At 74.3% G+C, this 12,396-nt stretch carries 10 protein-coding genes and 1 pseudogene; 8 read left to right on the top strand and 3 right to left on the bottom strand.

Annotated features, from left to right (window positions below; genetic code table 11):
• The first annotated feature begins 14 nt into the window (after window positions 1-14).
• The 8 genes and pseudogenes from HQM25_RS15370 to HQM25_RS15405 all read left to right on the top strand — a co-directional run bounded on the left by HQM25_RS15370 (window position 15) and on the right by HQM25_RS15405 (window position 9,032).
• Entirely contained in the window at window positions 15-953 is a 939-nt protein-coding gene (locus HQM25_RS15370; RefSeq protein WP_254359398.1) for an acetylxylan esterase, read from the top strand.
• Between the two features lie 125 nt (window positions 954-1,078).
• Entirely contained in the window at window positions 1,079-2,113 is a 1,035-nt protein-coding gene (locus tag HQM25_RS15375) for a LacI family DNA-binding transcriptional regulator (RefSeq protein WP_172991020.1), read from the top strand.
• A 19-nt stretch (window positions 2,114-2,132) separates the two neighbouring features.
• The gene (locus HQM25_RS15380; protein WP_172991021.1) at window positions 2,133-3,137 is read left to right on the top strand and encodes a LacI family DNA-binding transcriptional regulator; all 1,005 of its coding nucleotides are present in this window, start codon (window positions 2,133-2,135) and stop codon (window positions 3,135-3,137) included.
• Between the two features lie 83 nt (window positions 3,138-3,220).
• A pseudogene (locus HQM25_RS15385) lies at window positions 3,221-4,571 on the top strand (Gfo/Idh/MocA family protein).
• A complete protein-coding gene (locus tag HQM25_RS15390) occupies window positions 4,568-5,521 on the top strand; it encodes an NAD-dependent epimerase/dehydratase family protein (protein WP_172991022.1) in 954 nt (317 codons plus the stop codon). The pseudogene HQM25_RS15385 and the gene HQM25_RS15390 overlap by 4 nt, the downstream one beginning before the upstream one ends.
• Window positions 5,518-6,417 carry a 5-dehydro-4-deoxyglucarate dehydratase gene (locus tag HQM25_RS15395; protein ID WP_172991023.1) on the top strand — a complete coding sequence of 300 codons (900 nt, stop codon included), beginning with the start codon at window positions 5,518-5,520 and terminating at the stop codon, window positions 6,415-6,417. Before HQM25_RS15390 ends, HQM25_RS15395 begins: the two co-directional genes overlap by 4 nt.
• A 17-nt stretch (window positions 6,418-6,434) precedes the next feature.
• On the top strand, window positions 6,435-7,547 hold the full coding sequence (locus HQM25_RS15400; protein ID WP_172991709.1) for a mandelate racemase/muconate lactonizing enzyme family protein: 1,113 nt from the start codon (window positions 6,435-6,437) through the stop codon (window positions 7,545-7,547).
• 24 nt (window positions 7,548-7,571) lie between these two features.
• Window positions 7,572-9,032 (top strand): aldehyde dehydrogenase (NADP(+)), encoded by a 1,461-nt coding sequence (locus HQM25_RS15405; RefSeq protein WP_172991024.1) that lies wholly within the window; start codon window positions 7,572-7,574, stop codon window positions 9,030-9,032.
• Between the two features lie 10 nt (window positions 9,033-9,042).
• Here the strand turns inward: HQM25_RS15405 and HQM25_RS15410 are convergent, their stop codons facing one another.
• The 3 genes from HQM25_RS15410 to HQM25_RS15420 form a co-directional block, all read right to left on the bottom strand.
• Complete coding sequence (locus tag HQM25_RS15410; RefSeq protein WP_172991025.1) at window positions 9,043-10,176, bottom strand: glycerate kinase; 1,134 nt, start codon at window positions 10,174-10,176, stop codon at window positions 9,043-9,045.
• Window positions 10,177-10,258: 82 nt separating this feature from the next.
• Window positions 10,259-11,236, bottom strand: a complete 978-nt coding sequence (gene galE / locus HQM25_RS15415) for a UDP-glucose 4-epimerase GalE (protein ID WP_172991026.1) — start codon at window positions 11,234-11,236, stop codon at window positions 10,259-10,261.
• A 61-nt stretch (window positions 11,237-11,297) separates the two neighbouring features.
• A complete protein-coding gene (locus HQM25_RS15420) occupies window positions 11,298-12,305 on the bottom strand; it encodes a LacI family DNA-binding transcriptional regulator (RefSeq protein ID WP_172991710.1) in 1,008 nt (335 codons plus the stop codon).
• Window positions 12,306-12,396 lie beyond the last annotated feature (91 nt).

Here is a 12,396-nt window from a genome sequence, read left to right on the forward strand (position 1 = left end):
GGCGGGAAGGTGGCGTGCACGGCCGCGCGCTGTCGTGGGACGTCGGTTTCGGCCCCCGCACGCGCGCGTTCCTCCTGACTCCGGCGGAGCACAACGGCGTGCTTCCCGGTCTGCTCGCCCTGCACTGCCACGGCGGGGTGCGCTCGACCGGCGCCGAGCAGCTGGTCGGCACGGGCCTTGCCCCGCACCCCTCCGCCGCGGCGCTGCGCGGCTCCGTGTACGCCGGGCTGCCGGTCGCCAACGACCTCGCCCGCGCCGGGTTCGCGGTGCTGGCGCACGACGCGTTCTCGTGGGGCTCCCGCGCGTTCGACCTGTCGGCGCCGTCGCCGAGGCTCGCCGCACAGGTCGACGCGCTCGAGGCGCTGTGGCGCGAACGCGGCGGCGCACCCAGCGACGAGGAGCGGTTCGACGCGATCTCCGCCCTGCACGAGGATCACCTCGCGAAGGCGCTCGGCGTGCTCGGCTCGACGCCGGCGGGGATGGTCGCCACCGACGACCTCGCCGCCCTCGAGGTGCTTGCGGCGCTGCCGGAGGTGGACCCCGCCCGGCTCGGTGCCTTCGGCCTCTCCGGCGGCGGCGGACGTGCGGTGGTGCTGTCCGCCCTCGACGAGCGCGTTCGGGCATCGGTCGTCGCGTGCATGATGGCCACGTCGGCCTCGCTGTTGCCCGACCACCTCGACGCGCACTCGTGGCTGCTCCACTCCCCGGGGCTGGCCGCCTGGCGCGACTGGCCTGACATCGCCGCGATGACCGACGGCCGGATGCTGGTGCTGTACGGGCAGCGCGATCCGCTGTTCCCGCCCGCGGGGATGGCGGCGGCCGACCGGAGGCTGGCCTCCCTTCTCGGGGCGCGGTACACCGGCATCCACTACGACGCGGGCCACGAGTGGAGCGCGCCGATGCAGGCCGACGCCGCGGCGTGGCTGGCCGATGCCCTGGCGGTCCGACAGTGACGCCCGCGCGCGAGGAGATCGCGAACGAGCGATCGGCCGCCCCCGGGCGGAAACCGCTTCCCGCCCTGGCATTCGCCGGGAGCGCCGCGCCGCCCCCGCGCGATCGGCGTTCTAGACTCGGCGCTGTGAGCGACCCGACGCGAACCACCCGCACTGCCGCAACCCTGCACGACGTCGCCCGCGAGGCCGGCGTCTCGCTCGCGACCGCCTCCCGCGTGCTCAACGGCTCCACCCGCAAGGTGGCGGAGAGCTATCGCGAACGCGTGCAGGCCGCGGCCGACAAGCTCGGCTACACGGCGAACCTGTCCGCGCAGGCGACCGCCCGCGGCACGGCCGCGATCGTCGCCCTGCTCGTTGCCGACATCGCCGACCCGTACTTCGGCCAGCTCGCCTCCGGCGTCGCCCGCGGCGCCGATGAGGCGGGTCTCGTGGTGACGATCGCGATCACCGAGCGCGATCCGCAGCGCGAGGTGCGCCTGGTGCGGGCGCTGCGGGGCCAGCGGCCGCGCGGACTCATCCTCGCGGCATCCCGCACCGACGAGAACGACGCGGCGGGCCTCGCTCCCGAGCTGGAGGCGTTCGCGGCGAACGGCGGCCGGGTCGTGGCCCTCGGCCGTGTCGCCGGGGACATCCGCTCGGTGCCTCTCGACAACCACGCCGGCGCGGCGGCGCTGGGCGCCCGGCTCGCGGGCCTCGGCTACCGAGACGCCGTCATCGTGGGCGCCGCCGAGGGCATCCGCACCTCCGACGACCGCATCGCCGGGTTCGCCGCCGGCTTCGGCGGGGGCGGCGGAACGGTCCGCGAGATCGTGCGCGGTGGCTTCACGCGCGACGCCGGCTATGAGACCGGCGTGCGGCTGCTCGAAGACGGCCTCGCCGAGGGAACTCTCGTGTTCGGCATCTCCGATGTCGTCGCGATCGGCATCATGTCGGCGGTGCGCGACGCGGGCCGCAGCATCGGCGACGACATCGCGGTCGCGGGCTTCGACGACATCGCGACTGGGCGGGACATCCGCCCGGGCCTGACCACCGTGCGCGTTCCGCTCGAGGAACTCGGCCACCGCGCGCTGCGTGCCGTCGTCGACGAGGACTGGGACGCCGACCAGGCTCCGCTCCCCCTCGAGGTCATCGTGCGCGGCAGCACCCCGCCCCGCAGCTGAGTCCCGCGAGAGGAGCTCCATGGCCCGCCAGCCCAAGGGCGTCACGATCACCGATGTCGCCAAGAAGGCGGGCGTGTCACTGTCGACCGTGTCACGCGCCCTCAACGGCAACCCGACCGTCGACCCCGCCCTCGTGGAGCGGGTGAGGGATGCCGCGGCCGAACTCGACTACTCCGCCAACCCCCTCGCGCGCAGCCTGGTGCTCGGCCGCACCCAGACCGTCGCCGTAGTGGTGCCCGACCTCGGCAACCCGACCTTCCAGGCGATCCTGCGAGGACTCAGCCGCGCGGCGGCCGCCGACGACTACCACGTGCTCGTCGCCGACTCGGCCGAGAGCATCGACGAGGAGCGGGCGCTCGCCGGCACCACGCGGCGGCGCACCGACGGGGTGATCCTCTGCTCGCCGCGTGTTCCGCAGGAGGAGCTCGACCGCCTCGTCGGAGGCCTGCGTCCGGTCGTGCTGGTCAATCGGTCCTCCGGTGACATCCCCTCCGTGCGCGCGGACTATCGCGCCGCGCTCGCCGATGCGCTCGCCCATCTGCACGGGCTCGGGCACCGCCGCATCGTCTTCCTCGCCGGCGTGCAAGCGAGCGTCGCGAACACCTCTCGCCTCGAAGCGATCGCGGCCTTCCGCCAGGCCCATCCCGACACCACGATCGAGGAACTGCCGGGCGGCGTCGACTTCGACGCGGGCGCGGCTGCGGCCGACGCTGTGCTGTCGTCGGGCGCGACGGCCGCGCTCGCCTTCAACGACCTCGTGGCCATGGGGCTGCTGAGCGCCGTGCAGGCGAGGGGATGCCGCGTGCCGGCCGACCTGTCGATCGTCGGCTTCGACGACATCCCGTTCGCCCGGTACACGACGCCTCCGCTGACGACCGCGCGCGTGCCGGCCGAGGAGCTCGGCGCCCAGGCGTGGGCGCGCATGCGCGCGCTGCTGGACGCCGCAAGCACCGTCCCGCAGCCCGCGCTGTGGCTGACCCCGGAGCTCACCGCTCGGGGGACGACCGGCCCCGCCCCCGCCTGACCGGCCCACGCGGCATCCATCACGCTCCCCCGCGTCTCCGCCACCCCGTGATACTCTGAGAAAACGTTTCCTGAAGGAGTGAGATGAGTCACCGTCGTTACGCCCTGGTCGGGGCCGGCGCCCGCGCGCAGATGTACGTCGACGCGATCCTGCACACGTATGCGGATCGTGCCGAGCTGGTCGCGATCGTGGAGCCGAACCCGGTGCGCGCACAGTTCTACGTCGATCTGGTGACCGCCGCGGGCAGCCCCGCGCCGGTGGTCGCCGGCCCCGACGACCTCGAGACGGTCATCGCCGAACAGCGGATCGACCGGGTCATCATCTGCGCCCGCGACGACAAGCACGCCGAGCTCATCGTGCGGTCGCTCGATGCCGGGGCCGACGTCGTCGTCGAGAAGCCCCTCACCATCGACGGGCCGTCCGCCGCGGCGATCGAGGACGCCATCGACCGCACCGGCCGCGAGGTCGTCATCACGTTCAACTACCGCTACTCCCCCGCAACTCCGCGCTGCGTCAGGTCATCCAGGACGGCACGATCGGGCAGGTCACCTCGATCGACTTCTCGTGGATGCTGGACACCAAGCACGGTGCGGACTACTTCCGCCGCTGGCACCGCGACAAGAAGAACGCCGGCGGTCTCCTCGTCCACAAATCCAGCCACCACTTCGACCTGGTGAACTGGTGGATCCGCTCCGCCCCGCGTCGCGTGTACGCCTCCGGCGGGCTGAAGTTCTACGGGGCCGACAACGCCGCCGAGCGCGGCATCACCGGCCGCGCCGCCCGCGGCACCCACGACGGCGCCGACGCGTTCGACCTCGACCTGCGCGACGACGAGCGCCTCAAGGCGCTGTACCTCGATGCCGAGCAGCACGACGGCTACCTCCGAGACCTCGACGTGTTCAGCGACGGCATCACCATCGAGGACAACCTCGCCCTCGTCGTCGACTACCTCTCCGGCGCCACCCTGTCCTACTCCCTCAACGCCCACGCCCCTGGGAGGGATACCGGGTCGCCGTCAACGGCACCGAAGGACGCGCCGAGCTGGAGGTGATCGAGCGCGGCGCCGTGCTCGCCGACGAGGGACTCCACCCGGTGCTCGACCCCTCCGCGACCGATGCCGGCTCCTCCGGGTCGCTGCGCCCCGAGGGCGAACGCCTGCTCGTGCAGCGGCACTGGGAGGCCGCCTACGAGGTCGAGATCGTGAACCAGGCCGGCGGCCACGGCGGCGGCGACCGGCTGCTGCTGGCCGACGTGTTCGAGGGCGCCGACCCGACCGATCCGCTCGCCCGCGCCGCGGACTGGCGCGACGGCGTCCGCTCGATCGCCACGGGCATCGCCGGCAACATCTCGCTCGAGACGGGGCTCCCGGTCGAGGTCGCCGACCTCGGCGTGCGCTTCCTCCTCGCCGACGCCGTCGCCAAGGCCGGGCGATGAGCCGCATCGTCGTCACCGGCGGAGCCGGGCGCCTCGGGCGCAGCCTCGTGCGCGGACTCGCCGACGCGGGGCACGAGCTCGTCTCGCTCGATCGCGCCGTCTCCGACGCGACCGAGCTCGCCGGCATCGAGCAGGTCGCCGTCGACCTCACCGACGCGGATGCCGCGCACGCCGCCGTCGCGGGCGCCCGCGCCGACGCGCTCATCCACCTGGCGGCCATCGCGGTGCCCTTCAGCGCCCCCGAAGACGTCATCATCCGCACCAACGCGGCGCTGGCCGTCAACGCGATCGGTGCGGGCGTCGCCGCCGGCATCCCCAAGATCGTCGCCGCGTCCAGCCCCACGGTGCTCGGCTACAACGCCCCTGCGGGGTGGCTGCCCGACCGGTTCCCGCTCGACGAGGACACCGCGCCGAAGCCGTGGAACGCGTACGCCCTGTCGAAGCACCTCGTCGAGCAGACGCTCGCGATGTTCGCCCGCCAGACCGGCGACGCGACGCGGTTCGCGGCGTTCCGCCCGTGCTACGTGATCGCGCCCGAGGAATGGCGGGGCGCCCTCACCCAGCAGGGCCACACCGTTCTCGAGCGGCTCGCCGACCCGGCGCTGTCGGCGCCCGCGCTGTTCAACTACGTCGATGCGCGCGACGTGGCGTCTTTCATCGACACGCTGCTGCACGCGCTGCCGGAGATCCCCAACGCCGAGGTGTTCTTCGTAGGCGCCGACGACGCCCTCGCCCGCCGGCCGCTGGCCGAACTGCTCCCGCAGTTCGTTCCCGGCTCCGAGACCCTGGCGGCACACCTCACCGGCACCGCGCCCGCATTCTCGAACGCCAAGGCCGCGCGCCTGCTCGGCTGGCGTCCGGCGCGCACCTGGCGCGGCGAACTGGGCGAGAGCCCGGTCGACGCCTTTGCCACCCCCGCCGCCCCGACCCGAAAGGACGTGCTGGCGTGAACTTCGACGGCATCCTCTTCTTCCCCGTCACCCCCTTCGACGCCGACGGCCGCGTCGACGACGACCTGCTCCGCCAGCACGTGTCGACGACCCTCGAGCACTCCCCGGGCGGCGTCTTCCCCGCCTGCGGCACGGGCGAGTTCCACGCCCTCTCGGCCGATGAGGCTGCGCACGTCGTGCGGGTCGCCACCGAGACCGTCGCGGGCCGCGTGCCCGTGGTCGCCGGCACCGGCGGTCCGCTCGGCCAGGCCGTGGCCCTCGCGAAGTCGGCGGCGGATGCCGGCGCCGACGCCCTGCTGGTGCTGCCGCCCTACCTGGTCGGCGGCCCGCAGGCGGGACTCGTCGCCTACGTCGAAGCCGTCGCGGCGGCATCCGATCTCCCCGTCGTCATTTACCACCGCGGCACCGCGCAGTACTCCGTCGAGTCCGTTCGCCGGCTCGCCCGAAATCCGAAGGTCGTCGGCTTCAAGGACGGCGTGGGCGACGTCGGACTCGCGCAGCAGATCGTGCGCGCGGTCGCCGAGGAGGGCCGCGACGACTTCGCGTTCTTCAACGGCCTGCTCACGGCGGAGCTCAGTCAGGGCGCCTACCGCGGCATCGGCATCCCGCTGTACTCGTCGGCGGCCTTCGCGATGATCCCCGAGGTGGCGAACGCGTATTACCGCGCGTACGTCGACGGCGACGAGGCGCGCCGCGCGGAGCTGCTCGACGGCTTCTACGCGCCGCTCGTGCGTCTGCGCGACGAGACCCCGGGGTTCGGCGTCTCGCTCATCAAGGCGGGGCTGCGGCTGAGCGGCCTGGCCGTCGGCCCGGTGCGGGCACCCCTCGTCGACCCGACCCCCGCACAGGAGGAGCGCCTCGCCGACATCCTCGCCGCGGGACGGGAACTGCTGTGACCCTGCCCTCACCGACGATGGATGCCGCGGGTGCGGCGACCTCCGCGACGATCGCCTCGTTCGACACGCGGCTCGTGCGGGTTCCGCTCACGCGCCCGTGGGCGGCCGACGTGACCTCGGTCGGGGTCGTGGCCACCCACGTCGTGCGCTCGGACGGCGTCGAAGGCTGGGGCTTCTCGTGGACGCCGCAGATCGGCGCCGAGGCCGTGCACGCCCTGCTCGCGCACGACATCACCGCGTTCGCGGTCGGGCGCTCGGCCGCCCCCGACGAGATGTGGCTGCCGGCCTGGCAGCACCTGCACGAGGCGGGCGGCGGCGGGGTGACCACCATCGCCCTCGCGGGGCTCGACCTCGCCCTGTGGGACGCCGCCGCCCGTGCCGCCCACACGTCGGTGTCGACGCTGCTCGGCCGCACCCGATCGAGCGTGCGCGCCTACGGGTCGGGCGTGAACCTCCACTACAGCGAGGACGAACTGGTCGCCCAGGTGCGCCGGTGGGTGGAGGCCGGGTTCGACGCCGTCAAGGTGAAGGTCGGCAAGCCCGACGTGCACGAGGACCTCGACCGCATGGAGGCCGTGCGCGAGGTGCTGGGGCCCGACCGCGCCCTGATGATCGACGCGAACCAGCGCTGGGACCTCGAGCGTGCGACGCGCTCCCTCGAGGTGCTCGCCGCCGTCGCCCCCGCCTGGATCGAGGAGCCCCTCCGCGCCGACGACCTGGCCGGGCACGCGGAGCTCGCCGCGCGGCTGCGCTCGTCGAGCGGCATCCCGATCGCGGTCGGCGAGAACCTGCACACCGCCTATCGCTTCGACGACTTCCTGCGCACCGGGGCCGCGCAGATCGTGCAGCCCAATGTCGTGCGCGTGGGCGGGATCACGCCGTTCCTGGAGGTCGCGCGGATCTCCGCCGCGCACGGTGCGGCCCTGCACCCGCACCTGCTGCCCGAGCTCTCGGGCCCGCTCGCCCTGACCCTTCCCGACGTGCCGGGCGTGCCCGCGCCGATGGCCGAGGACGTGGAGGATGCCGGCTTCGGCGCCCTCGGCGCACTGCAGGACCCCTCGCCCGTCGCGATCGCCGACGGCACGCTCATCGAGGTCAACCACGTCGGCCTCGGCATCCGCTTCTCCTGATTCTCGACCGAGAGGACTCCCCCGATGACCACCCTCACCGCGACCACCACCGTCGAGCAGCTCGACGCGCTCGCACAGGCCGCCGAGGCGGCGGCCCCGGTCTGGCGCGCAGCCGATGCCGCCACGCGCGCCTCCTGGCTGCGCGCCGCGGCCGACGCCCTCGACGCCGCGATCGACGAGCTGGTCGCGATCGCCGACGAGGAGACCCGGCTCGGCGAGACCCGCCTGCGCGGCGAGGTCGGCCGCACGAGCGGACAGCTGCGCCTGTTCGCCACCGTCGTCGAGGAGGGCTCGTACCTCGAGCTCACCATCGACGACGCCGACCCGTCGGCCACTCCGCCCCGCCCCGAACTGCGCCGCATGCTGACCGGCGTCGGCCCCGTGGCGGTGTTCTCGGCCTCCAACTTCCCGTTCGCCTTCTCCGTCGCCGGCGGCGACACGGCCTCGGCACTCGCCGCCGGCAACCCGGTGATCGTGAAGGCCCACTCGGGCCACCCGCGGCTGTCGGAGCGGACGGCCGAGGTCGTCGCCGCGGCCCTGGTCGCCGCCGGCGCACCGGAGGGCTCGCTGACGCTGGTCACCGGGCGCGAGGCCGGCAACGCCCTCGTGCAGCACCCGGTCATCCAGGCGGCGGGCTTCACCGGATCGGTCGCGGGCGGGCGCGCGCTGTTCGACCTCGCATCGGGGCGCCCCGACCCCATCCCCTTCTACGGCGAGCTCGGCTCGGTGAACCCGGTGGTCCTCACCCCCGCCGCCGTCATCGCGCGCGGCGAGGCGCTCGCCCAGGGGCTCGTCGGCTCGTTCACCCTCGGCGTCGGGCAGTTCTGCACGAAGCCGGGCGTCGTGTTCGTGCCCGAGGGCGCGGGCTTCGAGGCGCTCGTCGCCGGCTTCGCCGCCGGCGCGGCCGGCGGGCCGCTGCTGACCGATCGCATCACCGACGCGTTCCCGTCGGGCATCGCGCACCTGGAGGCCGACCCCTCGGTCGCCATCGTGGCGCAGGGTCTGCCCGCCGCCGACGACGCCGCGCGCCCCGTGGTGCTGTCGACGGATGCCGCGGCCGTCGCCGCGCGCCCGGAGACGCTGCTGGAGGAGTGCTTCGGCCCGGTGACGCTGCTCGTGCGCTACGCGTCGCAGGACGACCTGCTCGCGGCGCTGCGCGCCGTGCCCGGATCGCTCACCGCCACGCTCCACAGCGAAGACGGCGACGAGGTCGACGACGTGCTCGCGGTGCTCGAGCGACGCGCCGGCCGTGTGCTGTTCGCGGGCTGGCCGACGGGAGTCGCGGTCACGTGGTCGCAGCACCACGGCGGACCGTGGCCGGCGACGACGTCGCTGCACACGTCGGTGGGTGCCACCGCGATCCGCCGGTTCCTGCGGCCGGTCGTGTTCCAGGACGCCCCCGAGCGGCTGCTGCCCCCGGTGCTGCGCGAGAGCGCGCTGGCCGCGCTGCCGCACCGCCGCAACGGCGTGCTGCGCGTACCCTAGGGCGCGCCAGTCAGCCGCCGAGCGTCGTCGCGAGGCGCGCCCCGGCGGCGCGCAGCCATGTCGCCGGCTCCGCCATCGCGGCCTCGGGTGAACCCGCGAGGGTCGTCAGCGACACCGCCTCGGCGAACGCCGTCACGTCGGCGTCGGCGGTGATCCGCCCCGCGACGAGCGCGACGGGAACACCCGCGTCTTCGGCGAGCGCGCCCACGTGCGCGGGAACCTTGCCGGCCGCCGACTGCCCGTCGAACGACCCCTCGCCGGTGATCACGTGGGATGCCGCCTCCACGGCGTCGTGCAGGCCGATCAGCTCCGCGACCGCCGGAGAGCCCGGCACGAGCGACGCGCCCCACGCGATGAGGCCGAATCCGGTGCCGCCTGCCGCCCCGGCGCCCGGCGTCGACGGGTCGGCGCGGCCCGGACCGACGAGATCGGCGAATCGGGCGAGCGCGGCATCCAGCCGCACGACATCGTCGGGACGTGCCCCCTTCTGAGGGCCGAACACCGCGGCCGCGCCCCACGCGCCGAGGAGCGGATTGGTGACGTCGCTCAGCACCTGCACCCCACCCGCGGGAAGCGCGGCAAGACCCGACAGGTCGATCGCGGCGACGGCAGCGAGCCCGCGCCCGCCCGGTGGGACCGGCAGCCCCGCCCGGTCGACGGCGGTGGCGCCGAGCGCGCGCAGCATCCCGAGTCCGCCGTCGGTCGACGAGCTGGATCCTATGCCGAGCACGAGCCGGCTCACGCCGTGCGCCAGCGCCGCGGCGATCGCCTCGCCGAACCCGCGGGTGTCGGCGTCGAGCGGGCGCAGTCGCTGCGGTGCACCGAGCAGCTCGATGCCGCTCGTGGAGGCGAGTTCGACCACCGCGGTCCCCGCCGGCGCGTCAGGGGTGGGCGGGAGAAGGAGCCAGGATGCCGCCACCGGCGACGCCTCGGGACCGGTCACGGTCACCGGCATTCGCCGGGCACCGGGCACTGCGGCCGCGAACGCATCGAGCGTGCCCTCGCCCCCGTCGGCCATCGGCCGGAGCCGGATCCGGTCGTCGGGGCGGGCCGAAGTCCACCCCTCGGCGAGGGCGGCTGCGGCGGAGGCAGCGGGGATCGACCCCTTGAAGCTGTCCGGGGCGATCACGACCGTGTGCGGCATCCCCCCATTCTGGCCGACACGGCGGGAAAACGCTATCCCGCTGGGGTTTCCGGCCGGATCCCCGCCGATCCCCCCGCGCGGCTCAGCCCGCCGCCCGGCGGGCCTCCCAGCCCGTGCGCACCATCTCGTCGACGCTGTAGCGCATCTTCCAGTCGAGGTCGCGGGCCGCGAGCTCGCCGGTGGCGACGATCCGGTCCGGATCGCCGGGCCGGCGCGGCGACACCTCGGGGACGAAGTCGATTCCGGTGACGCGGGCCATGGCATCCATGATCTGCTTCACGGACAGCCCGTCGCCCGACCCGAGGTTGTAGGCCGGCTCGACCGCCTCGCCCGCGGCCAGGCGCTGCGCGGCGACCACGTGGGCAGCGGCGATGTCGGCGACGTGCACGTAGTCGCGCACGTTCGTGCCGTCGGCGGTGTCGTAGTCGTCGCCGAAGATCTTCGGCGTGCGCCCGTCGATGAGCGCCTCGAACACGAGCGGGAAGAGGTTGTGAGGGCTCGTGTCGTACACGCTCGGGTCGCCGGAGCCGACGACGTTGAAGTACCGCAGCGAGGTGTGGCGCAGCGGCGTGTCGGTGCCGGCGGTCGCGATGCCCTGATCGCGCAGCAGCCACTCGCCGATGAGCTTCGACTCGCCGTACGGCGAGGCCGGGCGCTTGGGCAGATCCTCGGTCACCAGCGGCACGTCGGGCGTGCCGAAGACCGCCGCGCTCGACGAGAACACGATGTTCGCGACGCCGACCGCCGCCATCGCCTCGAGAACGATGCGCGTGCCCTCGACGTTCTGCGCATAGGTGTGCAGCGGCCGCTGCACCGAGACCCCCGCGTACTTGAAGCCCGCGACGTGGATGACGCCCTCGACCTCGTGCGCGCGCAGCGTCTGCTCGACGAGGTCGCGATCGAGGATCGAGCCCCGCACGAACGCGACCCCCTCGGGCACGAAGCCGCCGTGACCGCTGGAGAGGTCATCGAGCACGATCGGCGCGATGCCGGCGGCGGCGAGCGCGCGGACGACGTGGGCGCCGATGTAACCGGCACCTCCGGTGACGAGCCAGGACATGTGTCTCCTCAGGTGTTTCTCGGATGGATGCCGGGAGCGGACCGCTCCCCATTGTGCATGGTCAGCGGGCCGCGGGCGCTCCGGTGCTCGCGCGCACGACGAGCTCGGTCGGCACCGTCGCGGCGACGGCCGCGTCGGGGGCGGGGTCCTGCTCGGCGAGCAGCGCGACGGCGCGCTCGCCCAGCACGTCGAAGCGCTGGCGCACCGTGGTCAGCGGCGGGCGGTAGTCGGCGGCGTCCGCGACGTCGTCGAAGCCGACCACGCTCACGCGCCCCGGAACGTCGAGTCCCGCCTCGGCGAGGCCGCGCAGCAGGCCGAGCGCCATCTGGTCGTTGGCGGCGAAGACCGCCGTGACGGCGTCTGCGCGGGGGGTGTGAATGTCGCCGGCGGCGGCGTCTGCGAACCGGGATGCCGCGCGATGCCCCGACGCCGAGGTCCAGTCTCCGCGCACGGGCGCCGGCACGGCCGCCCCGGCCGCCTCCAGCGCGGCGCGCCAGCCGCGCTCGCGCTCGGCGGCCGCGAACGAGTCGGCCGGCCCCGCGAGGTGGTGGACGGTGCGGTGCCCGAGCGCGAGCAGGTGCTCGGTGGCCGCGCGCGCGCCGCCGGCATGGTCGGACTGCACGATCGACGCGCGCGGATCGGGCGCGCTGTCGACGATGACCAGCCGCAGCGACGAGGGCAGTGTCGCGCCGCGGGCGATCGCGGTCGCCTCGTTGAGCACGATCGCTCCGTCGACCCCCTGGTCATGGAGGCGCTCGAACGCATCGACGAGCGCGTCGGCGCCCGAGGCCGTCACGACGGTGACGGCATAGCCGCGCTCGGTCGCCGCGTCGGCGACGGCCTGCAGCATGCGGAAGTTGCCGACCGTCTCCAGCGTCGACACGACCAGCCCGAGAGTCTGCGTGCGGCCGGTGCGCAGCGCCCGGGCGGCGCGATGCGGGCGGTAGCCGAGCTGCGACATGGCGGCCTCGACGCGCGCGCGAGTGGCCGGATCGACGCGGGGACTGCCGTTGACCACGCGCGAGACCGTCTGCCCGGACACCCCCGCACGGGCGGCGACGTCGGCCATCGAGACGCGGCGCTGCGCGGCATCCACAATTCCTCGCCCTTCCGCCCACGACGTGAAACCCGGGGGCGTGTTGACGTTACCACGCTTGTCG

Origin of the sequence: Microbacterium hominis (genome assembly GCF_013282805.1) — a bacterium.
GTDB classification, from domain to species: Bacteria; Actinomycetota; Actinomycetes; order Actinomycetales; family Microbacteriaceae; genus Microbacterium; species Microbacterium hominis_B.

What these genes read in the sequence shown, in the direction of transcription:
- HQM25_RS15380 (WP_172991021.1), top strand. Translation starts at nt 2,133, where the DNA reads ATGGCCCGCCAGCCCAAGGGCGTCACGATCACCGATGTCGCCAAGAAG.
- HQM25_RS15390 (WP_172991022.1), top strand. Translation starts at nt 4,568, where the DNA reads ATGAGCCGCATCGTCGTCACCGGCGGAGCCGGGCGCCTCGGGCGCAGC.
- HQM25_RS15400 (WP_172991709.1), top strand. Translation starts at nt 6,435, where the DNA reads ATGGATGCCGCGGGTGCGGCGACCTCCGCGACGATCGCCTCGTTCGAC.
- HQM25_RS15405 (WP_172991024.1), top strand. Translation starts at nt 7,572, where the DNA reads ATGACCACCCTCACCGCGACCACCACCGTCGAGCAGCTCGACGCGCTC.
- HQM25_RS15410 (WP_172991025.1), bottom strand. Translation starts at nt 10,176, where the DNA reads ATGCCGCACACGGTCGTGATCGCCCCGGACAGCTTCAAGGGGTCGATC.
- galE (WP_172991026.1), bottom strand. Translation starts at nt 11,236, where the DNA reads ATGTCCTGGCTCGTCACCGGAGGTGCCGGTTACATCGGCGCCCACGTC.
- HQM25_RS15420 (WP_172991710.1), bottom strand. Translation starts at nt 12,305, where the DNA reads ATGGCCGACGTCGCCGCCCGTGCGGGGGTGTCCGGGCAGACGGTCTCG.